Origin of the sequence: Reinekea blandensis MED297 (assembly GCF_000153185.1) — a bacterium.
Classification (GTDB): Bacteria; Pseudomonadota; Gammaproteobacteria; order Pseudomonadales; family Natronospirillaceae; genus Reinekea; species Reinekea blandensis.
Genome location: NZ_CH724154.1, coordinates 53,970 through 80,489 on the forward strand (window position 1 = coordinate 53,970; position 26,520 = coordinate 80,489).

The window sequence follows — 26,520 nt, forward strand, 5'->3', positions numbered from 1 at the left end:
TAGTTCAGATTCTCCAGTGTTTCGGTTTCGAAGTGTAACCAGCCCTGACCAGCAACAAACATGGCCACGTGTCATTACCTATAACTGACACATCTCAAGCTTTGGCTTGCCGATTAGGAATGGCACTGATTCGGGATAGCCGATGCACTTCATCAGCGGCCTGGGATATCCAACCACGGACTCTGGCATCGTTCAAAGGCATGGCTTCTGGCAACAGATACCACTGCTCATAGACCCGACCATGGGCCACCCAATGCCGGTTATTGCAAACGTCACTGAGTTCTGAAATTAAGGCAGGGTGGAGCGCGCGGATGCCGACTTCGCCGGCCATATTGACAACCAGACACAACTGGCCGTTGATTCGAATGACATGTTCACCGAAATACACACCGATTTCCGGGCTAAAGGCTTCCGGAATAAACTGCATCAAAAAATTGATGCGCCTGGATCGGTTCACTTTATCCATAATAATCTGATCCTTAGAATCTATCCTTGGTTTGACTACCTGTCCGATTCCCAAAGGGCGTCATTACAAGCAGGAACGGCCCATCTGTCCTTGTCGATTGGCGGTTCCGACGTCTATGCCGTCAGTGACATCATCGTAACAAACCTCACGCCATTTGACACCACGTTATTGACCTAACTCAGAAGTGCGCGCCTTAAGAGCGCGGGCAGAAATGATCTCAGATACGAAATATTTGAGTTCACCGAAGTCAGCCCCTAAAATCAGTTCGCTAGTGGCGAAATTGAGAGAAACATGGAAATCAACAGTGAAAGCCTGCGCTTCATTTTAGGTATAAAAATCAAACAGTTCCGGCAAAATGCCGGGCTCTCACTGAAACAGCTTTCCGAGCGAACTCAGCTGTCAGTCTCCTACCTGAGTGAGATCGAAAAAGGTAAAAAATACCCGAAACCTGAAAAGATCGTCCTACTGGCCCATGCGCTGAACCGCACCTTCGATGAGCTGGTCTCCCTGCAGTTGGACGATGATCTGAACCCGCTCTCAGCGCTGCTTAACTCCCCGGTTTTGAAAGATTTTCCGCTGCAACAGTTCGGCATTGGCTTGTCTGACGTATTCGATCTGGTCAATGACTCCCCAAGCAAAGCCGGCGCCTTTGTTCGCACACTGCTAGAAATCAGCCGCGGATATGACATGAACGTGGAACATTTTTTATTAGCCTCCCTGCGTTCGTACCAGAAAATGCACCACAACTATTTTGAAGAACTCGAAGCTGCCGCCAACGACTTTCGAGTTCAAAACCGCATACCACCCAGCAGCGGCATCAGCCAGAGCTGGCTGGAGGCGTTGCTTCGCGATGAGTTTCAGTGCCGCATCCTTTACGATGACTTCAACGATTACCCTGAACTCACACCCTTAAGGTCGATCAGCCCTTCGCCTAAAAAAATCATGATCAACAGCCGCCTTCAGCCGCAGCAGAAGAAGTTCATTCTGGCACGTGAACTGGGTTACCGGATTCTCAAACTGAAGGAACGAGCGCAAACATCATCGTGGGTCAAGGTGGAAACCTTTGATCAGATTTTCAACAACTTCAAAGCCTCCTATTTTGCCGGTGCGTTGCTGATACCCGAACAGGAAATCGCTAAAGAACTTGGACCCTGGTTACAAAATCACAAATTCGACGGCGAAGCGCTCTATGCGCTCATGGTAAAATACGATTCGACGCCTGAAATGTTCCTGTACCGAATGTCACAGGTTATGCCCAGCCACTTTGGTGTCCATAAACTGCATTACATGCGGTTAAACCACGATCTAACCCGGGATTCTATTCACATCACCAAAGAACTGAATCTGACCAATGTGTTCATTCCCCGCTCTATCGGACCGGGAGAGCATCAGTGTCGACGCTGGGCGGCGACAGCAAGCCTGAAACAGCTGGCTAGTGAAACCCATGAGATGAACGATGTTCAGGTTTCTGCCCAACGCAGTACTTTTGTAGAACGAGGCAAAACGTTCTTCAACATTGCCGTGGTTCGCAGCAAATCACTCGGGCAACAAACCAATACCGGCATGACGCTCGGCTTTTTGATCGACGATACGTTCAAAGGCCAAGCGGGCTTCTGGAACGATGCGGATGTACCGGACTCTAACGTCAACGAGACCTGCGAGCGCTGCCCTCTCAGTGACTGTGAAAGCCGGGTTGCTGAACCAACACTGTTTAATACCCTCCAGCAACAAAAGGCCCGGGAAGACGCTCTCGATGCTTTTATGACTGACCATCAAGCCTGAGAACTGTTCATGACTGCCAGCCAACTGAGACTCCGCGGCCGATTGGTCGCCAGCCATCAGATACCAATACAGACTTTGGACCTTGATACATTCAGAGACCAACTGGACACCACCATTGCACAGGCCCCTGCCCTGTTTAAGCAGGCCCCTTCGGTATTGGACCTGTCAGATCTGAAAGAAACCGCAGAATCCGAGCAATTGCTGTCTCTGATCCAAGCCTGCCGTACGGCGGGGCTCGTGCCTTTCGCGCTTACCGGTGATAAGTCGTCTCATCAACCACTGGCCAGTGAACTCGGCCTGGCCTGGATCGACTTCAAAGCCGGCACTGCACCAAAAGAGTCGCCACCAACAACGGCACGAACCACTCAGGTTGTCACCTCCCCGGTTCGCTCCGGTCAGCAAATCTACGCCCGTGACGCCAATCTGTTGGTCACCAGCTTGGTTAGTGCCGGCGCCGAAATCGCGGCTGATGGCAACATTCACGTCTTAGGTCCTTTGCGTGGCCGCGCCATTGCTGGCGCCAGCGGCGATAAAAGCAGCGAAGTGATTTGCCAGCAGATGCAGGCCGAACTGATATCGATTGCAGGGCTGTACCTGGTGCAAGATGACTTCCCGGAAGGGCAAGGCGCCGCCCGTTGCACGCTGATCGGTGACAGCATCCGGATCGATTATCTCTGAGTGTTCGATCCACCGCCGCACACCTATCTGAACTAACAGCGTTCACTAGCCGGAATCGCAAACCGACAGCCGTGTTGGCAGCGATATCTGTTGAACCGCCTGAAGGCTTGCATTAGTCTACGCTAACTGTCTGAATTTCAAGGAATAACTGTGGCGACAATTCTGGTTGTAACCTCGGGTAAAGGCGGCGTCGGCAAAACGACGACGAGTGCAGCGGTCAGTATGGGACTGGCAATGGCCGGGCATAAAACGGTTGTCGTAGACTTCGATATCGGCCTGCGCAACCTGGACATTATCATGAACTGCGAACGACGAGTGGTCTTCGATTTCGTCAACGTCATTCAGGGTGAAGCGTCATTGAACCAAGCACTGATCAAGGATAAACGTTGCAGCGATCTTTATATCCTGCCAGCCTCGCAGACGCGCGACAAAGACGCTTTAACTAAAGAAGGCGTTAAGCAGGTACTGGATCAGCTTTCCGAACAATTTGAATACATTGTTTGTGACTCCCCTGCGGGCATCGAGCACGGCGCGCTTATGGCCATGTATTACGCCGACACAGCGATCGTCGTTACCAACCCTGAAGTCTCATCCGTCCGGGATAGCGACCGCATTCTGGGTATTCTGCAAAGCAAAAGCCGTCGCGCAGAAACGAACGATACGCCGGTAAAAGAACATCTGCTGGTCACTCGATTCGATCCGGCCCGGGTCGCGAAAGGTGAGATGCTGAGCATCGACGACATTGAAGAAATTCTTGCTGTTCCGCTGCTTGGTGTCATCCCTGAAAGTCAGGCGGTTCTGAATGCGTCCAATAGCGGCAATCCGGTCATTCTCGATTCAAAAAGTGACGCCGGCCAAGCCTACAGCGATACAGTGGAGCGACTGCTCGGCAAAGAGTTGCCACACCGATTTCTGGAAGCTCAGAAAAAAGGCCTTTTCCAGCGCGTCTTTGGAGGGTAATGGTGTCTATTTTTGATATTTTCGGTAAAGACAAGGAGCCTAAGTCGGCCAGCGTTGCAAAAGAACGCCTAAAGGTCATTGTGGCTCATGAAAGACGAGCGCGTAATGCTCCGGATTATCTACCAGCGCTTCAAAACGACATCATGGCCGTCATACGCAAATACGTGGACATTGATCCTGAGCAGCTTCAGATTGATCTGAACGAAGAAGGTAATTTTTCCGTACTAGAAGTGAATGTGAATCTGCCGAAATAGGCCAGCAAGCCGCAAGATTATGACCGCCGGTCGATAACTTATGGCAATGTAGAAAAAGTAAAAAAGGCGACCGCGACGGTCGCCTTTTTATTATCTTGCAGCTAACAGCCTGAAGCTAATGGCTTGTATTACTGGTTATCCAGATACTTCTCAGCGTCCAGTGCGGCCATACAGCCAGTACCCGCCGATGTAATCGCTTGGCGATACTGATGATCCATCACATCACCGGCTGCAAAAACCCCTTCAACACTGGTGGCGGTGGCATTGCCTTCCAGTCCTGATTTCACCTTGATATAGCCGCCTTCCATGTCCAGCTGGCCTTCAAAGATCTGCGTGTTCGGAGAATGACCAATGGCAATAAAGCAACCATCCAACGCCAGCTCCTGAGTACCGTCGTCTTTAGTGCTTTTAATGCGTACACCAGTAACGCCCATCTCGTCGCCCAACACTTCATCTAGCGTATGATCCCAATGGATCTCAACCTTGCCTTCTGCGGCCTTCGCCATCAGGCGGTCGGAGAGAATTTTCTCTGATCGAAAGCTGTCTCGACGATGAATGACGTGCACTTTGGACGCGATATTTGCCAAATACAGCGCTTCTTCAACGGCGGTATTACCTCCGCCCACAACACACACTTCTTTGTTGCGGTAAAAGAATCCGTCACAGGTGGCACAGGCGGAGACCCCCTTGCCTTTGAACGCTTCTTCACTGTCCAGCCCCAAGTATCGGGCACTGGCACCGGTTGAAATGATTAACGCATCGCAGGTATAGGTTGCTTGATCTCCGATCAACTTAAATGGACGCTTCGACAGGTCAGTCGTGTGAATGTGATCGAAAATAATTTCCGTTTCAAAGCGCTCCGCGTGCTCTTTCATCTGCTCCATGAGCTCAGGGCCCTGAAGTTCGGCGTGACCGCCCGGCCAGTTTTCAACTTCGGTGGTCGTTGTCAGCTGTCCGCCCATCTGCATGCCGGTGATCACAACCGGATTCAGGTTTGCCCGTGCAGCGTAAATGGCGGCCGTGTAGCCCGCTGGTCCGGACCCTAAAACGATCAGCTTATGGTGTTTTTCACTCATGACTTTCCCCTAAAATATTCGGCTGCCCATAGAATGGCGATCCTTCCGCGAGTTTCAAGTAAATTTGCATCTATAATACCCATTTACTTAAGCTATGACTGATATACTAAAAAACGTCAGAAACCAAAAATAAACATCAACGCGATGCCTACCAACCAAGCGAGCTGAGTGCGCTTCAGTAACGACAAGGTTTCTTCTAGCTGGTTATCTTCATTTACCGGCCCCAGCGCAGACTTCAAACAGCTGACCAGCAACATCCGGTCATCTCGCTCAAAATCCTTTACTTGATCTAACCAGACCTGAAAACCGTGCGCAAAATGCCCCATCAGCGCCAGGGTAAAGGTCATCAACCGCACCGGGATCCAGTACAACGCCTGCTTAACCTGATGGCAAAATGCATCGGCCTCTTCACCTTGCACGGCGGTGGTAACCAGCCAAACCAACAATATGCCTGGAGCCCCAAAAGCGATGTACCAGAAAGTATGGACAAAAAAGCGCTCGAGATAGAGATAGGCCAACCCGGCCTGAATCCCTTCTTCAATACCTTCTTCGCCGGGCTCATACATTTGTCTTTCCAACCCGAGCTCATCGACCGCCAGCTGCCAGGCACCTTGATCATCGCCCGCTTCGGTCTTTCGTCGATAGTCGGCCACACTTTCAGGCTGATCGCCGGACTTAAATGCCAGAATAAGCAACGCGACTGAGACCACAAAGGCCAGAACCCGGCTGCCAATCAGCCCAAGCACTATTCCGAGAACCACGGCAGGCAACAAAGCAAACAAAACGATCACCAGGCGCGGGTCCCATTTACGCGAACTCAGCAGCTTGTGCCAGCGTTGCGCCCAGCGGGTGGCAGGTTCGCCATGCCCGGAAAGACTGATGGAGACGATGTACGCGATTATGATGGCAGGAAAGCCCATGGTGAAACCCTGTTTTTGTTATTTAAACGAACCAAGGCACAGTATGGACAACTTTTGTCAATCCACCAAGCCGGAGATGGATCTGTGTTCGAAGTACCTGCACTGGATCAAAAATCAACCACCGTTGGCCAATTCACCGGAATACCAACTACCTATCGCCTTTGCTTGAATGCCGAGTTAAAATGCGCGCCTTCAGGGCTTTCCAAGCCACATTTCACCTGACAATGCCGGAACCCATGCATGTTTACATCTGATGTCCCTTACGCCTCTGTTTTACGAGACCACCTGACCCGCACGGTTCGATTTGCCATTGAAGAAGATCTGGGCAGTGGCGACATTACGGCACAACTGATACCGGCAGATCAGCAAGCTACCGCTCAGGTGATCACGCGCGAGGCCGGCGTTTTAGCCGGTCGGGAATGGTTTGAAGAGGTCTTCCGGCATATAGACCCAACGTTACAGCTGACCTGGCTGAAACAGGATGGGGATGACCTGAAAGAAAACGACCCTTTGGTCGACATCAGCGGCAATACGCGGTCCATACTGACCGCCGAACGCACTGCACTGAACTTCCTGCAAACGCTCTCAGGTACCGCCACCATGGCCCGCCAGTACGCAATGGCCGTCGAGGGCAAAGACATCGTGATCCTGGACACCCGTAAAACCATCCCCGGTTTGCGCCTGGCCCAGAAATACGCAGTTCATGTCGGCGGCTGTCGTAACCACCGCCTGGGTTTGCACGACATGTTCCTGATTAAAGAAAACCACATCGCCGGCTGCGGCGGTATCGCTAACGCGGTTCAAAAAGCCAAAGAAATCGCACCGGATAAGCGAATTGAAGTGGAAGTTGAAACCCTGGAGCAGTTACAGGAAGCCCTGGCTCAACCGGTTGACGTCATCATGTTGGATAACTTTGACGGGCAGCGCACAACCGAAGCCGTCAAGCTCTCCGCGCACCGGATTAAACTGGAATCTTCGGGTAATATGGACTTAGATAAAATCGGCGAGGTGATCATGGATCACCCCGATTTTGTGTCGGTTGGGAAGCTGACTAAGCATGTGACAGCTTTGGATTTGAGTTTGCGGTTGAAAACTGATCGTTGATAGAACCAAAATAAGCTAAAATAAGAATTAACAACTGTTCTAAAGGTGTCCTGTGAAATTCAGCGTTATCATCCCTGCAAAAAACGAAGCTGGCAATATTGGGCGCTTGGTTGAAGAGCTCCTGACCATAAAAGAGCTAGGCAATAAACCAGAAATCTTGGTTATCGATGACGGCTCAGAGGATAACACTAAACAAACCGCTGAAGAAGCTGGTGCAACAGTCGTACGACATCCTTACTCTAGAGGTAATGGTGCAGCAATCAAAACCGGCATTCGGCAGGCCAAGGGTGAATATTTAGTGATGATGGACGCGGATGGTCAACACCTGCCATCTGAAATCCCAAAACTGATAGAAGAACTCGACGAAAATATCGACATGGTCATAGGAGCGCGACGCTCTGAAAGTCAGTCAACAATTTGGCGAAACTTTGCCAACATATTTTATAACCGCTTAGCAACTTTTCTAGTAGAAAAACCTATATTAGATTTAACTTCCGGTTTTCGTATTGTCGATCGCAAGAAAGCCCTTGGACTGGTTAGCTTATTACCAAATTACTTTTCATATCCGACCACACTTTGCATGAGCTTTTTCAAATTGGGGTATGGTGTAAAGTTTCGATACGTGGATGTCAAAAAGAACAATGGTAAAAGCCATGTTCGACCAATCAAAGATGGTCTTCGGTTTTTAACCATAATTTTTAAAATTATAGGCCTCTATTCGCCTTTGCGCATATTTTTACCAACATCTTTTTTGTTTTTCGTCTTAGGCATCTCTAGATATATCTATACGTACAGCATTGATGGCACATTCACAAACATGTCAGCAATGCTACTCTCTAGTTCCGTTCTGATTCTATTACTTGGCATGATTTCAGAGCAAATTTCGGCTTTAGCTTATTCAAGAATCTAGCTTACCTAAACACGATGATGAACCAAAAAACTCGGGTTATGTATGTTGTTTGCTACAAAAGCCCAGACTATATAAGAAATAAAACTCAATTAGATGAGCTCAAGTCTTTTGGCCACATAAATCTTCAAATTGTCAAGAATACATCCCGTGGGTTAATAAGGTATTTTGAAGTTTTCAGTAAACTGAAAAAGCAAGTCCAAACCTTTAAGCCGAACATTATCATTCTGGGGTTTCGATCAACAGAAATTTTCTGGTTGGTCAAACTACTTTCCCAGCCTAATACTCAAATCATATATGATGCAATGATGTCACCGTACATGGCATTGAGGTTCGAAGCAAAATTTGGCTTATTAGGCAAAGCTTTATCCATCCCTATATTTTTTATTGAAAGAACGGTACTTAGGAGTTCTGATTTAATACTTACGGATACTATTGGTCATTCAAATTTCTATGCAGACACATTTAAAGTAACAAGCAACAAGATTGTTGTATTACCCGTTGGTGCATCAGAGAAAAGGCCCAAACCTATAGCTAACCGCTTTCCAACCAGGCCAATTAAATTTTTGTTTTACGGTTCCTTTCTACCATTACATGGAGTCGATTATTTGATAGATTCTATTGAATGCATTGACGAGAAATCCGCTTGCTTTACTTTTGTTGGATATTCAAAAAAGTATGCTTCACGGCTAAAAAAACTATCAATGCGAAAAAATATTGAAGTTATTCCTTGGGTAGAATATGAAAAACTTATAGGTGAAGTGATCCCGGCTCACGATGTCGGTATTGGAGGGCCATTTGGCAACACAAAACAATCTAACCTTGTAATTACAGGAAAAACATCAGAGTTCCTATGTCAAGGGAAAACCACATTAGTTGGCTCTATCAAGACCGACATTTCATTTAAAGACAAGCACAATTGCCTTTTAATAAAGCAAGGCAGTGCAAATGAAATCGCTAAAGCGATTAATTGGTGCATCGAAAACAAGAATAAATTATCTGAAATCGGCATGAACGGCCAGAAACTATATAATGACGAACTATCCAAGACGGTCATAAAAACAAAATTAACCAACATTTTTTGATTACTATTCAAACGAGTATTGAATTGAGGCAAAGCTAACACATGGACAACAAAACATACTTTAGTGAAGCCCTCGGTTTCGTTTCTAGAGAGCCCGAGTGGGTGCCTTCCATTCGGTACTTGCTAAGAAGGAATAGAATTCAAAAAATAGCCATTGAACACGAATCAAAATTATTAGAAATCGGATGCGGCGCTGGTACACTTTTACAAGAACTAGCTTTAATGGGACCTGAATGCACAGGGATCGAGAAGTCCGGATCAGCACTATGCGTTGCAAATCAAATCAATAAAAATTTGTATTCAAAAATCCAGCTCCATGCAAGCATATCAGACGTGGAAGACACTCGCTTTGATTATGTATTTGCCTTCGATGTGCTAGAACACATTGAGAATGATACCCAAGCTTTGACGGAATGGAATCAACTATTAAATAAAACTGGAAAGCTAATAATCTCAGTCCCATGTCACACAAAAAAATTTAGCTATGGCGACATATGGGCGGGGCACTTTCGCAGATATAATAAAGCTGACATCAAACAGGTCTTAGCCGAGTCTGGATTTGAGATCTCGTATATAGAAAGCTATGGATTTCCTCTTGCGGTACTCACAGAAAAAGTCGGAAACCTATACTACAAAATACAACTAAAGAAAAAAGAAAAAATTAAAAGCATAAAAAATCATACTGATGAAAGCGGCATCGATAGAAAAGCCTATGCTAAATATTTTAAACTAATGAACCACACTACATTTCATCTAATTATGAAACTGTTTTATGTTCTACAGAGTCTTTTCAAATCGAAAGATATAGGTAGTGGCTATTTAATAATTGCTGTCAAATCATCATGAAAAAAATTCTAAGAGTCATCAGCTACATTTTCACTTTTGGCCTTATCGTTTATTTCGTCTTACAATTACTCAGTCTACTTAATAATCCTCAACTTGAGGTTAAAGATCTACTAAACAAACAACTGTTACCTGCCATACTATCTGCCAGCATACTCTACGCACTAATAGTACCGATATCTGCATGGGCTTGGAAAACCCTTTTAAAAGCTCACTCTGAAGATCACACTTTTACCTCTTTATTCACACTATTAGCTTCAGTTCAATTAGCGAAATATATTCCAGGGAACATAGCGCACCATATAGGTCGCTTCGCCCTATCTACAAAACAAGGTATTTCCACAAAAGCCATAGTGATAACTGTTTCTACAGAATCAATATTAGCGGTTATTGCGAGTCTAACACTTGGAAGTTACTTAGCTTTTATTAAACTGGATGCCATTTTACAGGTACTCCCTTTCACCAAACCATCCATGATGGTTGCTATACTAGTTATTATGTCATTGATTTGTATGGCGATACTTACAATATGGGCTATTAGGTCACCTAACCGTTACCATAAAACAAGAGAGATTGTATTCTTGTATTTCGACCAACCCCTTTTAAAGCCATATCTAGCGTATTGTATAAACTATGCCTTAATAGGAGCTGGAGTTTGGCTTATCTATACCAGCATTTCGAGTAACGACAACTTGAACTATGCACTTTGCACTTCGGCATTCGCACTGTCTTGGCTAGCTGGCTTTTTGACCATTGGAGCTCCTGCAGGCATCGGAACTAGAGAGGCACTATTCCTCATGCTATTAAATGATTACGCTCCCGATAGCACACTTGTTATTCTTGCATTGTGTGTACGCCTATCTACAATGCTCGGAGATCTCCTAATTTTCTTTACAGGACTAATCGCTAGCGCAGTTAGCAAAAAACCATGAAAAACAATATTGAAACGACTGGGGAACGGCTAATCGAAGAAACCTACATAACCACACACTCAGGTTACGTTATATATCTCTTTCATAAAGCCAGTTACGAACTAGCATTACCTTATTGCAAAGATAAGAAAGTAATTGATCTCGGCTGCGGGTCTGGCTATGGGAGCACATTTATAACCAAGGTATCGAAGAACTATACTGGTGTAGATGTGTCAAATGAAGCGGTTCTTTATGCTCAAGAGCGCTACGGTAATAACAACACTACCTTCATGAAGATAAGCAGTAGCGAACCACTACCTTTCAGTGACAACTCTTTTGACACCGCATTATCATTTCAAGTCATTGAACATGTAAAGCTCCCGGACTCATACCTACAAGAAGCTAAACGCATACTAAAGCCAAATGGAACTCTAATTATTATTACACCAGACAAAGCTAATAGGCTCCTGTGTATTCAACAACCTTGGAACCGATGGCATTTAGTAGAGTACAGTTTAGATGAGTTGAAGGCGCTAGCTGGAAAACAGTTTAAAATTGCAAAGGCAACTAGAATGGGGGCAATCCCTGAAATTGCAAATGTAGAACTTAACCGATGCAAAAAGATTAAATGGGTCACGTTAATCCTGACGCTTAAAATATACCCAACGAGGGTAAGAGTTGCATTTTTAAATGCTCTACATAACATTATTAGCTTGCTTCCCAAGAAGAAAAAGCATTTAAACATTGAAACGCCTCTTTACACCAGTGATGGTATTAAACTAGGGGTTCCGTCAAAAGAATCAATTAACTTAGTTGTAATTTGCAAGAAAACTAACTGATAGTTCAATACCGACTTCCTTTTTAACGACGCAACCCCCTTTCATGCGACCTCGAACTCTGCTTACTGTATTATGTATATGGCGCTTTGATTTACACTAAAATCCGATGCTGAATAGCCATTAGATGATATGATCGGCGACCAACTTTTTGGCTAAATATTCAGCAATAGAATAATACTCGTCAGCTTAAATAACATGTCAAAACCAACCCTACAGTCAATTCGACAATAAGTCTGCGCTATGAACACTCCCAACTCACAAATCGACGGTAATCCCCCCCATTTTTAACAGAAGCTAAAAGTAGAAGGTTAAGCAGTGCGCTCCAGTTTCATCATTGGGGTTATACTGTCAGCTCCCCTTAAACTGAGACAGACAGAATTAGAGTTTTCTGAGATTATGACCTCAGGAGACCATTATGAAAAAATCACGTTTTAGCGAGTCTCAGATCATCAGCATTCTTAAAGAAGGCGATTCTGGGATGAAGATTGAAGAACTGTGCCGTAAACTCGGTATCAGCAACGCCACCTATTACAATTGGAAATCCAAGTACGGTGGTATGGAAGCATCGGACATTAAGCGTCTGCGCGAACTTGAAGAAGAGAACAGTCGCCTGAAAAAGATGTTCGCCGAACTCAGCCTCGAAAATGAAGCAATGAAAGAACTGTTTAAAAAAAGGGTTGGTAACGGATGAGCGGCGAGAAGCCGCTCAGTTCTTTAAAGATATTGGTTTGTCGATTGTGAAGGCCTGTCAATTGGCGAACCTGTCGAGAGCCAGCTTTTACCGAGAACCGAAAGATTGGCGTAAGGCCGATGCCGATGTGATTGACGCGATCAATGCTGAACTGAAGAAGTCTTCTCAGGCGGGCTTCTGGAAGATCTTCGGTCGCATGCAACGTAAAGGCATGTCATTCAATCACAAACGCGTGTACCGAGTGTATAAGGCCATGGGCCTGAACAAACCACGGCGAGTGAAGCGAACACTGCCTAAACGCATTGCGAGGCCGCTGGAGGTTTTGGCTAAACCGAATCACCAGTGGGCGCTCGACTTCATGCACGACACGCTGTATTGCGGGAAGCACTTCCGTACTCTGAACGTGATTGATGAAGGCACGCGAGAGTGTTTAGCCATTGAAGTGGATACCTCGCTGCCAGCAGATCGAGTGGTTCGTGTATTGAAGCAACTGAAACGTGATAGAGGCTTGCCTAAGCAGATACGCCTAGACAATGGTCCGGAACTGATCTCAGCAACACTGACAGATTGGTGTGAAGAAAATGATGTTGAGCTTTGCCACATACAGCCAGGCAAGCGAACTCAGAATCGGTTTGCTGAACGCTTTACTGGCCATTCCGACGCGAGTTTTTAAACGTATATCTGTTCGAATCCGTTCAGCAGGTTCAGGAAATGTCTTGGCACTGGCGGATCAATTACAACGAAGAAAGGCCGCACGATAGCCTTGGGGGGGGTACCACCAAGCATCTATCGGCAGACACTGGAACTGGAAAACTCTAGTTTAGAACTGTGTCATTAACGGGGAAGTTGACACACAGAATCGGCTCCTTATAAACCTGGTGCAGTCAGGCCTCGATTGTACTGGATTTCCACAATGTTTTACGAAGAGCCCTATAAGATTTCTTACACTGCATCCATAAGAAGTTATTAATAATATTCCTTGAAAAAACTTGCAACACCACGCACTTACTTAACGATTGCATTTAAACTCTGTTGTATCTCAAGATCACACGGCTTAGTCCAATACTTGCATCTACTAGGTGCATCAAGCGCGGCTTTCAATGCTTCTATGGCTATCGAATCTAAACCTGCCGATAAAGCCCATTGAGCTTTTTGCTTGTAATAGCTGCTATTAGGATACAGCGCAATCGCAGAATCGATTGATTGCATCGTTTTATTTAAATCCCTTTTGACCGAATATATGAATGCAAGTTCAGAATACAATACTGACTTTATGTAGCTCTTTGCTTGCACTTCGTTTAAATCAATCTGAATCACTCTAGCTAAATCATCGATATCCGCGGCACACAGTCCATTTTCTGTATTTTCGATTACAGCTCGAACAAAACTAATATAACTCGCATCAATTGGATGTCCCAAAATTTTAGATATATCAAATTCTTCTTGATCGTTTCTACACCCTAAAATAAACTTCACTCTTTCTCGGCTTTTTGACGGTAGATTATCGGCAGCCAAAATAACTTTGTCATCAAGGTTCATACTAACCAACTCTTGAATATAGTTATTCCAAGCCCTTGAAGAATAGGGGTTCTCAACAGCAGAAACAGCTGCATATTCAATTTCTGTATATGATATTCGATTATTAAAAAACACATTTAAACTTAATAACATCGCTATCAATATTGCCACATATGCCAATTTGCGACTTCGGTCATAAGTTATATACAAACCATAAGCCACTGCCGAATACAGCCCAATTGACGCGATATAGTTGCGATGTTCAAAATATAACTCCAATGGAACTGCAACAGACTCAAGTAAGTGACCATTAATAAACCACAACATACAACCTTTTAAAAAGAGCGGACCTTTCACAAGCAACAAAACTAAAACAAACCAAAAAACTGCCGCGTACAAGACATTTATGGTAGAAAACCATATCTCCAAATCTGAGTGTCCGACCATAAGCCCGGTTCCAGTAACTCGCAACGTAAGTAACTTTGCGGCATAAATCGGAATAATAACGAGTTGAGACAAAATCCGATCTACAGCAGTAAAATCACGGACAAACCACTCTGAGTCGCTCTGAAAATAATATACATTAATCGCAAGTATAGAAATCAGGTAGATTACGCTAGTCGACAGGACAAAGTACCGATAGTAGGCTGGCTTACTAGGCCCAACCTTCCTAATCAAGAACTCTAGTATCAAAATATACCCAGGCAAAAGAACGGCTGTCTCCTTAGACAGGCAGGCAGCTATAAACAGTATGATCAATAACACGAAAGCAGTAGCAAATCTGTCTCTACCCACATCCTTCAAACGCCAAACTGAGAAGACATAGATTGCAAGTAGCATAAAAAGCGAAGACAAGGATGTCATTCTTTGCACAACAGAAATAACTGGTCCCATATTGGCTGGTGCTATAGACCAGAATAACGCCACACCTAATGTCAACCAAAAAAAAGCGACATTGTTATGCACAACAGAACTCAGCCTAAAACCAATCATTACTACTAAACACAAATTTATTAAATGAACAGCAATATTAGTTGCACGATGGGCACTTGCCGAACTTGGCCATGAAAAATCGTCTACTAAAAACGATGCCATTGAAAGCGGGCGACCTAAAGTTCCACTTGAGTTTGTTAGAACAAACTTTGCCATCCCCCAAATATCATCGTATGAATCAACTTGGCTCATCAAACTTAAGTTGCTGTGGTCATCAAGGATAAACGGCAGATTTTGAAGCGGACTGTTAATCAACCATGAAAGAAAGAGAACCAAAAAAAAGCCGGATATAAAAACTATCCGGCTTTCAAACAAGCGCCTACTAACTTTCATTAACGACAGTTAGCTGGCAGGTACTTAGAATCAACTGTAGAGGATGTGCAATCCCAAGAAACACCAACAGAAGCTGCGCCCGTACCAACCATAATAACCGTACCGCTTGCTGAAGTATTACCTATGCCCGTCGTATCAATCCCGTATGCCACTTGCGCGACATTGGTAGAGGTACGTGAGAAAGCAATAGAGTTTACATAACCAGATTGGGCGTTGTTTAAGTTCACACCGGCCGCACCCGCATTGGTTGGCATCGAACCCATGGAAACATAGTACTCAGAAACGGAAGTCTTAGCGGCAGCTGCCAGACCCATTACTTCAGACACTTTAGCTCGCGTAATATAATCTTGGTAAGCAGGCAGAGCGACAGCCGCCAGAATACCGATAATCGCAACAACGATCATCAATTCAATCAAAGTAAAACCATTTTGCTTTTTCATCTTAACGACTCCAAATGCGTATTGTGAAAATGCAGCTTCCAAGAAACCACACCTGTTCGCCGAAAGAACATTAGCAGAATGCGTGCCAAACACCAAACCGCTGCATTTGTTGAAGTTTTTTTTAAAAAGGCAATTCCAACATGTTCCAACTAGTCAAAATGTGACCAAAATGGTCACTCCTTGTTTAACTCTGAGTGAAGTAGTTCCTCTATTTATTTGCAGCTCATAAGCTATACTCTAAGCAAATAGAACCTTTAGTGAACAGCGTATGACAATGTCTTTAGGTGGGTTAGCCCGGCGAATGGTCAGTGAGGGACTCTTATCAGAAGATGAGGCTCTAACCGCAACAAAAGAATCTTCCCGGGAAAAGCGAGGACTTGTCCCATATTTGGTAGAAAACGACCTGGTCAACTCAACTAAAATCGCCATGCTGGCTGCAGACGAGTTCGGCTCACCGATTTTTGACCTGGACGCCTACGATTTCGAGCAATATCCACGAGATTTAATAGCCAACAATTTAATTTTAGCGCATCACGCAATACCCTTGATAAAGCGCGGTACCAGGCTTTTTGTGGCCGTTTCAGACCCGACAAACCTAATCGCCATTGATGAGATCAAGTTCCATACGGGCTTAAGCATAGAGTCCGTTCTCGTTGATGAGTCGAAGCTCCAGTCAGCCATAGAAAAGGTCACAGATGACGCCTCCGATGCCTTTGATGACCTGGATGACGAGGGTTTAGATGACCTTGACGTCGTCGATACTAAGTCCAAAGATGACGAAGACACGGTAGCAGACGGTTCAGACGACGCCCCCGTTGTTCGCTTCATCAACCAAATGCTCCTAAACGCCATCAAAAAAGGGGCTTCAGACCTTCACTTTGAACCCTATGAGAAAACTTACCGAGTGCGATTCCGTATTGACGGAGTTTTACAGAATGTTGCCAAACCCCCCATCGGCCTTGGCCCCAAAATGGCGGCTCGTCTTAAAGTGATGTCAAACTTAGACATCTCAGAGCGCCGGGTCCCACAAGATGGGAGGATTAAGTTAAAGATATCTAAGAACAAAGCTATCGATTTTCGGGTAAACACCCTTCCGACACTTTTTGGCGAAAAAATCGTCATGCGTATCCTAGACCCATCTTCTGCGAAAATGGGCATTGACGCATTAGGCTATGAAGAAGAGCAAAAAGATATGTATCTAACGGCGCTAGAAAAGCCACAAGGTATGATCTTGGTAACCGGGCCAACTGGCTCCGGGAAAACCGTTTCTCTGTACACCGGGCTTAATATCCTTAACAGAGAAGGCATTAATATTTCCACGGCTGAAGACCCTGTGGAAATTAACCTTGAAGGGATTAACCAGGTTAATGTAAACAATAAAGTCGGTTTAGATTTCGCCGCGGCGTTGAGATCTTTTCTTCGTCAAGACCCAGACATCATCATGGTTGGCGAGATTCGAGACTTAGAAACAGCATCCATTGCCATTAAAGCCGCTCAGACAGGCCATATGGTCATGTCTACTTTGCATACTAACAGCGCTGGTGAGACCCTGACGCGAATGTTAAACATGGGCGTACCAGCGTTTAACCTTGCCACTACAGTCAATCTGATTATTGCACAACGCTTAGCACGTCGACTCTGCAGCAAATGCAAAGCTCCAGCCGAAATCCCCCTAGATGTTCTTGAAAAAGAGGGTTTTAGCCCAGAACTGGCAAAGACAGCAACATTATATACACCTGTTGGCTGTGATAGCTGTAATAAAGGCTATAAGGGGCGCGTCGGGATATATGAAGTAGTTCGCATTACTCCTGCGGTATCAAGGATTATCATGGAAGAAGGAAACTCTATCCAACTGAATGAACAATTCGCAAAAGAAGGCTTCAATAGTCTTCGAAAATCTGGTCTAGTAAAGGCAGCTTCCGGCGTTACAAGTTTGGAAGAAGTAAACCGAGTAACAACCGATTAGGTAGGCAAGTATGGCAACTGGTACTGCAAAAGTATCGATGTTTTCTTATGAAGGCACAGATCGTTCTGGTAAAACCCGTAAGGGTGAAATATCAGGCACCAATCCAGCATTGATCAAAGCAGAACTAAGAAAACAAGGTGTGATTAAGGTTAAGAAGCTGCAAAAAAAACGTGCAGACATCAACCTTTTTGGTGGAAAAAAGGTAAAAACTGAAGACATAGCGGTATTTACTCGCCAGATGGCTACGATGATGAAAGCTGGTGTTCCATTGATGAGATCCTTTGAAATTGTTGCAGAGGGCCTTGATAACCCCAAGATGGCTGAACTGGTAACCAGCATGAAGAACAACGTTGCTGGTGGTGGCAGTTTTGGATCTGCACTGCGTCAACACCCTAAGTACTTCGATGATCTTTATTGCTCATTGATTGAGTCGGGCGAACAAGCAGGCGCACTCGAAACCATGTTAGACCGAGTGGCAATCTACAAAGAGAAATCAGAAGCCGTTAAAAAGAAAGTCAAATCGGCAATGAAGTATCCTGCTACCGTTCTTGTTGTCGCAGCTATCGTCACCATCATCCTATTACTAAAAGTTGTACCAACTTTTGCTGAAATGTTTTCAAACTTTGGCGCGGATCTTCCTGTTCCGACACAGATTGTAATGAACATGTCCAGTTCCCTGCAGGAAAATGGAATAATATGGGGAAGCATAATTTTAGCGATCGCCATCGGTTTTCAGCAAGCTCACCAACGTTCAAAACCATTCAGACATGCGGTACAACGGCTATCTGTAAAGCTTCCAGTTTTCGGACCGATTTTATACCAGTCTGCCATGGCTAGATATGCCAGAACACTCTCGACAACCTTTGCAGCAGGCGTTCCTTTGGTACAAGCATTAGAATCAGCGGCTGGGGCTTCAGGAAACATCGTTTATGAAAGCGCGATCATGCAAGTTCGGAATGAAGTCGAAACAGGTTCGGAACTGGCAACTTCGATGAAAGATACTGAGGTGTTTCCTTCAATGCTGGTGCAAATGGTGTCCATTGGTGAACAGTCCGGCGCGCTTGACGACATGTTGGGAAAAGCCGCAATTATTTATGAAGAAGAGGTAGACAACCAGGTTGAAGGGCTGACCGCTATGATGGAGCCGATGATCATGGCGTTTTTGGGCGTCGTCGTTGGCGGCTTAGTTGTATCCATGTATCTACCAATCTTCCAGATGGGTTCTGCTATCTAATGTTTTTTGAATACTTATCCCAAAACGCGGTCGCTTTCACAGCGACCGTTTTTATTTTCAGTCTACTTGTTGGCAGTTTTCTTAACGTCGTCATTTACCGTATTCCAGTTATGATGAAAAAAGCTTGGCAACTGGAAATTGCTGAGTTTCAAGAGGATGAAAAACGCTTTAATGCGCTAAAAGCCGAACCGGCGTTTAATCTCGTTAAGCCCGATTCAACGTGTCCGCATTGTGGTCATAAAATTCGAGCCTGGGAAAACATACCGGTCATTAGCTGGCTCTTTCTAAGAGGTAAATGTTCCAGCTGCCGACAAGGCATCTCACCGCGCTACCCTATTATCGAACTGACTTCGGCTATGCTTTCTGCGGCCGTGGCCTGGCGGTTCGGATGGGGACTGGAAGCCTTCGCCCTTATTGTATTCATGTGGTTGATGATCAGCCTGACAATGATCGATTTCGATACTCATCTGCTGCCGGATTCAATGACCCTTCCGCTGTTATGGGCGGGTTTACTGTTAAACCTCAATGATACCTTTGTCAGCATAAACGATTCGGTCATAGGAGCGGTTGCTGGCTATTTAACGCTCTGGAGTGTGTATTGGCTATTCAAACTCACGACAGGTAAAGAGGGTATGGGCTTCGGGGACTTTAAGCTCTTTGCAGCCTTTGGTGCCTGGTTCGGCTGGATCGCATTACCCATGATCATCCTGCTGTCTTCTTTGGTTGGTGCAGTTGTTGGTATAACGATGATTCTAGCACTGGGACGCGATCGCCAGATCCCCATTCCATTTGGCCCTTACCTCTGCGGTGCAGCCGTCGTCTATATTTTCTGGGGTGAGTCCATCATGAACTGGTATCTGGGTTCCTTTGTATGATCGTTGGTTTAACCGGCGGTATTGGCTGTGGGAAGTCCACAGCCTCCGCGTTATTTCAGGAACTCGGAATCGTTGTTGTTGATGCCGACCAGGTCAATCGCGACATCGTACAACCTGGTACGCCAGCTCTTACCGCCATACATGAACATTTTGGCGATGATGTACTGCAATCCGGGGAGCTGGACCGACGCGCACTACGCAACATCATTTTCAATAATCCAGTTGAACAAAAATGGCTGGAAGCGTTGTTACACCCATTGATTCGTGAAGAGATGTTTTCTCGTCTGAACACTGCAACGTCAGTCTATGCACTACTGGAAGCCCCTCTTTTATTCGAAAATGATCTTGATAAAAAATGCCATCGCTCGATTCTAGTGGATCTCCCAGAAGACATGCAGCTCAGCCGCGCATCCAGTCGCGACGGAGCAACATCCGACGACATCCAACGAATCATCAATACCCAAATGCCCCGGCAGGAAAAAATTCAACGTGCCGACTATATTCTCGATAACTCGTTGTCGGTCGATGACTTGAAAAATCAAGTACTCAGATTAGATCAAGTGCTCAGACTAATGGCTGAAAATGCGGAGTTTTTATGAAGTACGCCTGCCCAACCTGCCAAAAACAGATTACCTACTCAAAAGACAATAAATTCCGTCCGTTTTGCAGTGAGCGTTGCAAATTGATTGATCTTGGAGAGTGGGCCAGCGAGAACCATCGTATCGATGGCAAACCCGCGGCAGAAGAAATGCTGTCGGAAGACTTGGAGCAGATGCTCAAGCTCCCGAAAGACTAGTGAGGCACCAAGGGCTCTTCAGCTTCGATACTCGGCATTGATACGGACGTATTCATAAGAAAGATCTGAAGTCCAAACGCTCTCGCTAGCTGAACCTCGATTCAGTTCAATACGTACTTGTATTTCTTCTTCAGCGACCACCGCGCTTCCCTGTTCTTCTGTGTAGGAATCAGCACGCTGCCCTTGGGACACGATCTGAACATCCCCAAGATAAACATCGATCTGTTCGACGTTCAAACTTTCAACATCGGCTTTACCAACTGCCATTAAAATACGCCCCCAGTTAGCATCGGACGCTGACATCGCGGTTTTAAACAATGGGCTTTCCGCGACAGAATAGGCCACTTTCAAAGCCTCATCAGTATTATTAGCCCCAGCTACCGCGACTTCAATAAACTTGGTTGCGCCTTCACCGTCCCGGATGATCTGCTGAGCAAGACTGAGCATAACCTCTTTTACCGTTTTAAGCAGATAGCCGTAAAACGGTTGTTCAACGGAATCGATAACCGGCGTATTACTTTGCCCGGTAGCCATCACCAGGCAGGCATCATTCGTTGACGTATCACTGTCCACGGTAATGCGGTTAAAGCTCTGCTCAGACGCTTCCGCTGCAATTTGTTGAACTAACGCGTCAGAAACCTTCGCATCGGTAGCAACAAAAGCCAACATGGTCGCCATGTTTGGCTTAATCATTCCCGAGCCTTTGGCAATACCTGTGACAGTAATGGTTTCACCTTCAAACTCGAACTGCCTGGAAGCGCCTTTAACACGGGTATCCGTCGTTAGAATACCTTGAGCAGCCTCAAGCCAATTATCAGTCATCAGTGATGACAGCGCCTGGGGAAGTCCGTTAACAATCGCATGCATAGGCAGATACTCACCGATAACACCGGTGGAAAACGGCAACACCTGTTCAGGTTCCAGCGATCTCATCGCTGCCAGTCGGTTACAGGTTTCAATGGCATCATCGATGCCCTGCTGGCCAGTGCCCGCGTTAGCATTACCTGTGTTAATGACCAGGAATCGAATTGGTTTATCGGATGCCAAGTGTTGTTTGGCCACCGTCACCGGTGCCGCACAGAATGCATTTTTAGTAAACACGGCGCCGACGGTCGACCCTGGCGATAACTCAAAAACAACCAGGTCACGCCGACCTGTCTGTTTGATACCCGCGCAAGCAACACCGGAAGAAACACCCTGCACCGGTAATAATACTGAATCCATACCCTGACCGACTGCCATGAAAACGTCCTCGTTAGCTCAACTTGCCATGACACTGTTTGTATTTTTTCCCTGAACCGCATGGACAGGGTTCATTCCGGCCGACTTTCTGCCCGGCACGAACGGGCGCAGGCTTTTCAGCGGCTGCCGATTCTTCGTCACTACCTTCTGCTAATGCCGAGGCTTTGGCATGCTCAAACTTCATGCGGGCTTTCGCCGCTTCTTGTCGACGGCGCGCTTCGGCTTCAGCTTCTTCTGGCGTTCGTACCTGAACCAGAGACAAATACTTGACCGTCTGGTACTTCACTTCATTAAGAAGGTTCTGGAACAACTCAAACGACTCGCGCTTATATTCCTGTTTTGGATTCTTTTGCGCATAGCCACGTAAGTGAATGCCTTGGCGCAAATGATCCATGTTATAAAGATGCTCTTTCCAGTGCTGGTCCAGAACCTGAAGCATGACCTGCTTTTCGAACTTGCGGAAATTCTCAGAACCGATCACCTCTTCTTTGGCTTTATAAACCTTAACCAACTCTTCAAGAACACGCTCTCGAATGGCGTCTTCGGCCAGGTGATCATCCTCATAAAGCCAGGACTGGACATCAATTTTGGCGCCCAAGTCGGACTCCAGCGCTTTCATCAGACCTTCAATATCCCACTGCTCATGCAAGCTTTGCGGTGGCACATAGTTACTAATCAACTCGTCAACGACATCTTTTCGGATATTGTTAATGATGTCTTCAATAGACTCTGCCGCCATCAAATCGTCACGCTGTGAGTAAACCACTGTACGCTGATCATTGGCTACGTCATCGTATTCAAGCAACTGCTTACGAATATCGAAGTTACGGTTTTCAACCTTACGTTGTGCTTTTTCGATGGCATTTGAGACCATTTTAGCTTCGATAGGCTCGCCTTCGCTCATACCCAGACGTGAGAACATATTTTTCATGTTCGCTGGCATGAAAATGCGCATCAAGTTGTCGTCGAGTGACAGGAAGAATCGTGAAGAGCCTGGATCACCCTGTCGTCCCGCACGACCACGTAACTGGTTATCGATACGCCGTGACTCGTGTCGCTCAGTACCGATAATGTGAAGTCCGCCAGCCTCTAAAACAGCTTTTTGACGAGATTGGTGTGCGTCTTTCACTTCCTTGATTTTATCGTCAGAGGCATCCCCGAGGGCTTTCAGTTCGGCTTCCAGATTACCGCCCAAAACAATGTCGGTGCCTCGACCAGCCATATTGGTGGCAATGGTCACCGCACCGGGCATACCTGCTTGAGCAATAATATCGGCTTCCCGATCGTGCTGCTTTGCATTCAATACATTGTGCTGAATCTTAGCCTTCTGAAGTGCTTTTGAAATACGCTCTGATGCCTCAACAGATGCCGTCCCGACCAAGACTGGGCGCTTTTCTTTTACAACCGATTTAATTTCTTCTATGACGGCGTTGTATTTGTCATTCTCGTTAAGGTAAACCAGATCGTTGGCGTCTTTACGAGCAATTGGTTTGTTCGTCGGAATTACAACGACATCCAAACCATAGATTTCGTTCAACTCAAATGCTTCGGTATCGGCGGTACCGGTCATACCGGATAACTTACCGTATAAACGGAAGTAGTTCTGGAAGGTCGTTGAAGCCAACGTCTGATTTTCTTTCTGGACGTCCAAGCCTTCTTTAGCTTCAACGGCCTGATGGAGACCGTCGCTCCAACGCCGACCTGGCATGGTTCGGCCAGTATGCTCGTCGACAATAACAACCTGATTGTTTTGCAGAATGTAATCAACGTTCTTCTGGAACAGGTGATGCGCTCGTACACCAGCCATGATGTGGTGAAATAAAATAAGATTGGACGGCGCGTAGAGACTTTCACCAGTCGGCAGTAAACCGGCTTCGTTCAACAATCGCTCTACATGCTCATGCCCTTGCTCAGTCAACTCAACGCTGCGCTGTTTTTCATCGACTTCGAAATCACCCGGGACGGCTTCTTCACCTTCATTGGCAGGATAACCGCGAGTCAGCTTCGGAATCAGTTTATTGATTTCAATGTATCGCGCGCTGCTGTCTTCAGCGGCACCGGAAATGATCAACGGCGTTCGGGCCTCGTCAATCAGAATCGAATCGACTTCGTCGACAATGGCAAAAGCGTGCCCACGCTGAAACTTATCTTCAATACGGAATGCCATATTGTCACGCAGGTAATCAAACCCGAACTCGTTATTGGTCCCGTAAGTAATGTCCGCTTCGTACGCCTGGCGCTTTTCAATCGGGTCCTGCTGGCTGACCACAACGCCCACCGACATGCCAAGCGCATTATAAAGAGGCTCCATCCAGGCACTGTCCCGTCGAGCCAGATAATCATTGACCGTAACAATATGAACACCCTTGCCCGGAATGGCGTTCAGATAAGCGGCCAAGGTAGCGACCAACGTTTTACCTTCACCGGTCTTCATTTCAGACACTTTGCCCTGATGAAGAACCATACCGCCGATCAGCTGCACATCGAAATGGCGCAACCCCATGGAACGCTTGCTCGCCTCTCGCACCAGAGCAAACGCCTCCGGCAGCAGAGCATCCAAAGTTTCACCTTTTTCGTGGCGCTCTCGAAACGATTGGGTTTTCTCGACAATACCTTCATCGCTCAACGAGGCGTACTCATCCTCCAGAGCATTAACTTTCTGAACTATTTTATTAAATTTTTTAACTTCGCGATCGTTTTTACTTCCGATCACTTTGCGGGCAATTGTGGTGAACATAGCGGAACGATTCTGTTTAAATTCAAGCATTTATAGTTGGGATTACTATACAGATAGCAAGGGGCAATGTCTTTGAAATTGTAGGGAAAAGGGAGGCGGATCAAATTTTTACGATAACAAGAGCCCTGGAGATAAGGCTCCGGCTCTCGTTACAGGGAAAGACTGGCTTAAAAGCGAGCAACGCGGTTAATGTATTTTGCTGGATCTACAGATTTACCGTTCAGCAGCACTTCAAAATGGACATGCGGCCCGGTAGACCGACCGGTACTGCCCATCAAAGCGATAATATCGGACTTTTTGACCACATCGCCGACTTCAACTAACACTTCTTTACAATGTGCATAGCGGGTCACATAGCCATTACCATGGTTGATTTCAACCAGCTCGCCGTACCCATAGCGAGAACCCGCCCAGGTTACGACACCCGATGCGACTGAAACAATATCAGTGCCATCTTTGCCGGCAAAATCGACACCGTCATGCCAGGCAAGCTTGCCCGAAAAAGGATCGTTTCGATATCCGTAACGGGAGCTCATCCAACCCCGACTGATGGGACGACCAGCGACAAATGTTTCTGCCTGAATCTTACGGTCACCTAACAGTGAATTAAGGACGTTCAGCTGCTGCTCACGATTCGCAATCTGTGAAGCAAGCTCGTCAAGGACATAAACGAAATCGGGGGGAGTGTAGTCGATGCCGCCGGACTCCGGGCCGCCCACGGCGGGTGGCAATGAGAAGTCAAACTCCCCTTCATCAAGACTGGCCACATCGACCAATCGCTCGCCAAGCGCATCTAATCGAGTTAATCGCGCCTGAAGCTCAGCCAGGCGAACCCTCAGCGCATTGATCTGCTCTTCGGTGTATACGCGGGTTTTATCAAGCTCTTCGGATTGGGATTTAACGCGATCAATCCACTCCTCGGTAGCTTTCGCATCGATAATAACCTGCTCTTCCGGAGTTAGAGACTGATAAGTCAGGTATCCCAATCCGGACACAATCGTCAGCAACAGCAAAAAAACCGGCGCTAAGACCCAAGATGAAACCATCCTGGATCGACCATGACGTTTACTGACGATGATAATATTCATGAAACTACTGCCCTGCTGCAATTACCGGCGAATAAGCTATCGGTAAATCCTCGACCTCATTCTGATCAAAGGTAGCATACTCCCAGGTTTCGGGCTGCTTCAGTAGTTCACGGAGCAGGATGTTGTTCAGTCCGTGACCGGATTTGTAGCCGGTGAACTGACCAATCAGGCTGTGCCCTAACAGGTACAGGTCGCCGACAGCATCCAATACCTTATGTTTAACAAACTCGTCTTCGTACCGAAGCCCATCTTCGTTAAGGACCCGATAATCATCCACAGCGATCGCGTTATTAACGCTGGCACCAAGCGCCAGATTATTCGCTCGCAGATACTCGAAATCTCTCATAAAGCCGAAAGTACGGGCTCTGGAGACCTCTTTCACAAAACCCGACGTTGAGAAGTCGAACTCCGTTTGCTGACTGCGGCTGCGGAAAACCGGATGGTCAAAGTCGATCGTAAACTTAATTTTGAACCCATCGTGTGGCTCGAAGCGGGCAATCTTGTCCCCGTCGCGAACCTCAACAGGTTTCAGAATTCTGACGAATTTCTTCGCTTTGTTCTGCTCGGCAATACCTGCGGACTGCAGCAGAAAAACAAAAGGCCCAGCGCTGCCGTCCATAATCGGCACTTCCGGCGCGCTGACCTCGATATAGGCATTATCGATACCCAAACCAGCACATGCTGACAGCAGGTGCTCGACGGTATCGATTGTCGCATCTCCGTTAACCAGAGTTGTAGACAGGGTTGTATCGCCCACGTTCAGGGCATGGGCTTTGATTTCGA

Annotated in this window: 24 protein-coding genes and 1 pseudogene; 16 read left to right on the forward strand and 9 right to left on the reverse strand. The window is 46.3% G+C overall.

All coding sequences use genetic code 11. The features are described from left to right. Window positions 1–94 precede the first annotated feature (94 nt). Window positions 95–466 (reverse strand): hypothetical protein, encoded by a 372-nt coding sequence (locus MED297_RS17810; protein ID WP_008047405.1) that lies wholly within the window; start codon window positions 464–466, stop codon window positions 95–97. A 291-nt stretch (window positions 467–757) separates the two neighbouring features. Here MED297_RS17810 and MED297_RS17815 point away from each other — a divergent pair, with 291 nt between their 5' ends. From MED297_RS17815 to minE, 4 genes are all read left to right on the forward strand, one after another. Beyond that, a complete protein-coding gene (locus MED297_RS17815; RefSeq protein ID WP_008047406.1) occupies window positions 758–2,248 on the forward strand; it encodes a helix-turn-helix domain-containing protein in 1,491 nt (496 codons plus the stop codon). 9 nt (window positions 2,249–2,257) lie between these two features. Further along, window positions 2,258–2,926 carry a septum site-determining protein MinC gene (gene minC, locus MED297_RS17820; RefSeq protein ID WP_008047408.1) on the forward strand — a complete coding sequence of 223 codons (669 nt, stop codon included), beginning with the start codon at window positions 2,258–2,260 and terminating at the stop codon, window positions 2,924–2,926. A gap of 150 nt (window positions 2,927–3,076) precedes the next feature. Continuing rightward, window positions 3,077–3,886: a septum site-determining protein MinD gene (minD, locus tag MED297_RS17825; protein ID WP_008047410.1), complete on the forward strand. Its 810-nt coding sequence runs from the start codon at window positions 3,077–3,079 to the stop codon at window positions 3,884–3,886. Beyond that, complete coding sequence (gene minE / locus MED297_RS17830) at window positions 3,886–4,140, forward strand: cell division topological specificity factor MinE (protein WP_008047411.1); 255 nt, start codon at window positions 3,886–3,888, stop codon at window positions 4,138–4,140. The genes minD and minE overlap by 1 nt, the downstream gene beginning before the upstream one ends. Window positions 4,141–4,268: 128 nt before the next feature. Here the strand turns inward: minE and trxB are convergent, their stop codons facing one another. Together trxB and ampE are read right to left on the reverse strand one after the other, a co-directional pair. Continuing rightward, window positions 4,269–5,216, reverse strand: a complete 948-nt coding sequence (gene trxB, locus MED297_RS17835; protein WP_008047414.1) for a thioredoxin-disulfide reductase — start codon at window positions 5,214–5,216, stop codon at window positions 4,269–4,271. A gap of 116 nt (window positions 5,217–5,332) precedes the next feature. Then, complete coding sequence (gene ampE, locus MED297_RS17840; protein ID WP_008047423.1) at window positions 5,333–6,136, reverse strand: regulatory signaling modulator protein AmpE; 804 nt, start codon at window positions 6,134–6,136, stop codon at window positions 5,333–5,335. Window positions 6,137–6,376: 240 nt separating this feature from the next. Here ampE and nadC point away from each other — a divergent pair, with 240 nt between their 5' ends. The 7 genes and pseudogenes from nadC to MED297_RS17880 all read left to right on the forward strand — a co-directional run bounded on the left by nadC (window position 6,377) and on the right by MED297_RS17880 (window position 13,353). Beyond that, window positions 6,377–7,240, forward strand: coding sequence for a carboxylating nicotinate-nucleotide diphosphorylase (gene nadC / locus MED297_RS17845; RefSeq protein ID WP_008047425.1), 864 nt, complete (start codon window positions 6,377–6,379; stop codon window positions 7,238–7,240). 52 nt (window positions 7,241–7,292) lie between these two features. Continuing rightward, window positions 7,293–8,150, forward strand: a complete 858-nt coding sequence (locus MED297_RS17850; protein WP_008047426.1) for a glycosyltransferase family 2 protein — start codon at window positions 7,293–7,295, stop codon at window positions 8,148–8,150. A gap of 14 nt (window positions 8,151–8,164) precedes the next feature. Beyond that, entirely contained in the window at window positions 8,165–9,232 is a 1,068-nt protein-coding gene (locus MED297_RS17855; protein WP_040557601.1) for a glycosyltransferase family protein, read from the forward strand. Between the two features lie 41 nt (window positions 9,233–9,273). Next, window positions 9,274–10,077 (forward strand): class I SAM-dependent methyltransferase, encoded by an 804-nt coding sequence (locus tag MED297_RS17860; RefSeq protein WP_008047430.1) that lies wholly within the window; start codon window positions 9,274–9,276, stop codon window positions 10,075–10,077. Beyond that, the gene (locus tag MED297_RS17865) at window positions 10,074–11,006 is read left to right on the forward strand and encodes a lysylphosphatidylglycerol synthase domain-containing protein (RefSeq protein ID WP_008047431.1); all 933 of its coding nucleotides are present in this window, start codon (window positions 10,074–10,076) and stop codon (window positions 11,004–11,006) included. The genes MED297_RS17860 and MED297_RS17865 overlap by 4 nt, the downstream gene beginning before the upstream one ends. Beyond that, window positions 11,003–11,824: a class I SAM-dependent methyltransferase gene (locus tag MED297_RS17870; RefSeq protein ID WP_008047439.1), complete on the forward strand. Its 822-nt coding sequence runs from the start codon at window positions 11,003–11,005 to the stop codon at window positions 11,822–11,824. Before MED297_RS17865 ends, MED297_RS17870 begins: the two co-directional genes overlap by 4 nt. 415 nt (window positions 11,825–12,239) lie before the next feature. Next, window positions 12,240–13,353: pseudogene (locus MED297_RS17880) on the forward strand (IS3 family transposase). Window positions 13,354–13,520: 167 nt separating this feature from the next. Here MED297_RS17880 and MED297_RS17885 read toward each other — a convergent pair. Both MED297_RS17885 and MED297_RS17890 read right to left on the reverse strand, forming a co-directional pair. Next, window positions 13,521–15,341, reverse strand: a complete 1,821-nt coding sequence (locus tag MED297_RS17885) for a hypothetical protein (RefSeq protein ID WP_154650999.1) — start codon at window positions 15,339–15,341, stop codon at window positions 13,521–13,523. A 17-nt stretch (window positions 15,342–15,358) separates the two neighbouring features. Then, window positions 15,359–15,841 (reverse strand): pilin, encoded by a 483-nt coding sequence (locus MED297_RS17890; protein WP_272912042.1) that lies wholly within the window; start codon window positions 15,839–15,841, stop codon window positions 15,359–15,361. A 232-nt stretch (window positions 15,842–16,073) separates the two neighbouring features. Here MED297_RS17890 and pilB point away from each other — a divergent pair, with 232 nt between their 5' ends. Genes pilB through yacG form a run of 5 tightly spaced genes read left to right on the forward strand, consistent with a single transcriptional unit; the run spans window position 16,074 to window position 20,670 of the window. Then, on the forward strand, window positions 16,074–17,765 hold the full coding sequence (pilB, locus tag MED297_RS17895; RefSeq protein WP_008047449.1) for a type IV-A pilus assembly ATPase PilB: 1,692 nt from the start codon (window positions 16,074–16,076) through the stop codon (window positions 17,763–17,765). A gap of 10 nt (window positions 17,766–17,775) precedes the next feature. Then, window positions 17,776–18,999, forward strand: a complete 1,224-nt coding sequence (locus MED297_RS17900) for a type II secretion system F family protein (protein ID WP_008047451.1) — start codon at window positions 17,776–17,778, stop codon at window positions 18,997–18,999. Continuing rightward, window positions 18,999–19,874, forward strand: a complete 876-nt coding sequence (locus tag MED297_RS17905) for a prepilin peptidase (protein ID WP_008047453.1) — start codon at window positions 18,999–19,001, stop codon at window positions 19,872–19,874. The genes MED297_RS17900 and MED297_RS17905 overlap by 1 nt, the downstream gene beginning before the upstream one ends. Next, window positions 19,871–20,473 carry a dephospho-CoA kinase gene (gene coaE, locus MED297_RS17910; protein WP_008047455.1) on the forward strand — a complete coding sequence of 201 codons (603 nt, stop codon included), beginning with the start codon at window positions 19,871–19,873 and terminating at the stop codon, window positions 20,471–20,473. The genes MED297_RS17905 and coaE overlap by 4 nt, the downstream gene beginning before the upstream one ends. After that, the gene (yacG, locus tag MED297_RS17915; protein WP_008047457.1) at window positions 20,470–20,670 is read left to right on the forward strand and encodes a DNA gyrase inhibitor YacG; all 201 of its coding nucleotides are present in this window, start codon (window positions 20,470–20,472) and stop codon (window positions 20,668–20,670) included. The genes coaE and yacG overlap by 4 nt, the downstream gene beginning before the upstream one ends. An 18-nt stretch (window positions 20,671–20,688) precedes the next feature. Here the strand turns inward: yacG and argJ are convergent, their stop codons facing one another. From argJ to lpxC, 4 genes are all read right to left on the reverse strand, one after another. Further along, window positions 20,689–21,912 (reverse strand): bifunctional glutamate N-acetyltransferase/amino-acid acetyltransferase ArgJ, encoded by a 1,224-nt coding sequence (argJ, locus tag MED297_RS17920; RefSeq protein ID WP_008047459.1) that lies wholly within the window; start codon window positions 21,910–21,912, stop codon window positions 20,689–20,691. A gap of 13 nt (window positions 21,913–21,925) precedes the next feature. After that, on the reverse strand, window positions 21,926–24,649 hold the full coding sequence (secA, locus tag MED297_RS17925; protein ID WP_008047461.1) for a preprotein translocase subunit SecA: 2,724 nt from the start codon (window positions 24,647–24,649) through the stop codon (window positions 21,926–21,928). 167 nt (window positions 24,650–24,816) lie between these two features. Next, complete coding sequence (locus tag MED297_RS17930; RefSeq protein WP_008047462.1) at window positions 24,817–25,737, reverse strand: M23 family metallopeptidase; 921 nt, start codon at window positions 25,735–25,737, stop codon at window positions 24,817–24,819. Window positions 25,738–25,741: 4 nt separating this feature from the next. Further along, on the reverse strand, window positions 25,742–26,520 hold a 779-nt coding region (gene lpxC, locus MED297_RS22355; RefSeq protein ID WP_008047464.1), incomplete at its 5' end, for a UDP-3-O-acyl-N-acetylglucosamine deacetylase.

Coding starts and splice junctions, on each gene's coding strand:
- MED297_RS17810 (WP_008047405.1), bottom strand. CDS start 466: ATGGATAAAGTGAACCGATCCAGGCGCATCAATTTTTTGATGCAGTTT.
- MED297_RS17815 (WP_008047406.1), top strand. CDS start 758: ATGGAAATCAACAGTGAAAGCCTGCGCTTCATTTTAGGTATAAAAATC.
- minC (WP_008047408.1), top strand. CDS start 2,258: ATGACTGCCAGCCAACTGAGACTCCGCGGCCGATTGGTCGCCAGCCAT.
- minE (WP_008047411.1), top strand. CDS start 3,886: ATGGTGTCTATTTTTGATATTTTCGGTAAAGACAAGGAGCCTAAGTCG.
- trxB (WP_008047414.1), bottom strand. CDS start 5,216: ATGAGTGAAAAACACCATAAGCTGATCGTTTTAGGGTCCGGACCAGCG.
- ampE (WP_008047423.1), bottom strand. CDS start 6,136: ATGGGCTTTCCTGCCATCATAATCGCGTACATCGTCTCCATCAGTCTT.
- nadC (WP_008047425.1), top strand. CDS start 6,377: ATGTTTACATCTGATGTCCCTTACGCCTCTGTTTTACGAGACCACCTG.
- MED297_RS17855 (WP_040557601.1), top strand. CDS start 8,165: ATGATGAACCAAAAAACTCGGGTTATGTATGTTGTTTGCTACAAAAGC.
- MED297_RS17860 (WP_008047430.1), top strand. CDS start 9,274: ATGGACAACAAAACATACTTTAGTGAAGCCCTCGGTTTCGTTTCTAGA.
- MED297_RS17865 (WP_008047431.1), top strand. CDS start 10,074: ATGAAAAAAATTCTAAGAGTCATCAGCTACATTTTCACTTTTGGCCTT.
- MED297_RS17870 (WP_008047439.1), top strand. CDS start 11,003: ATGAAAAACAATATTGAAACGACTGGGGAACGGCTAATCGAAGAAACC.
- pilB (WP_008047449.1), top strand. CDS start 16,074: ATGTCTTTAGGTGGGTTAGCCCGGCGAATGGTCAGTGAGGGACTCTTA.
- MED297_RS17900 (WP_008047451.1), top strand. CDS start 17,776: ATGGCAACTGGTACTGCAAAAGTATCGATGTTTTCTTATGAAGGCACA.
- MED297_RS17905 (WP_008047453.1), top strand. CDS start 18,999: ATGTTTTTTGAATACTTATCCCAAAACGCGGTCGCTTTCACAGCGACC.
- coaE (WP_008047455.1), top strand. CDS start 19,871: ATGATCGTTGGTTTAACCGGCGGTATTGGCTGTGGGAAGTCCACAGCC.
- yacG (WP_008047457.1), top strand. CDS start 20,470: ATGAAGTACGCCTGCCCAACCTGCCAAAAACAGATTACCTACTCAAAA.
- argJ (WP_008047459.1), bottom strand. CDS start 21,912: ATGGCAGTCGGTCAGGGTATGGATTCAGTATTATTACCGGTGCAGGGT.
- secA (WP_008047461.1), bottom strand. CDS start 24,649: ATGTTCACCACAATTGCCCGCAAAGTGATCGGAAGTAAAAACGATCGC.
- MED297_RS17930 (WP_008047462.1), bottom strand. CDS start 25,737: ATGAATATTATCATCGTCAGTAAACGTCATGGTCGATCCAGGATGGTT.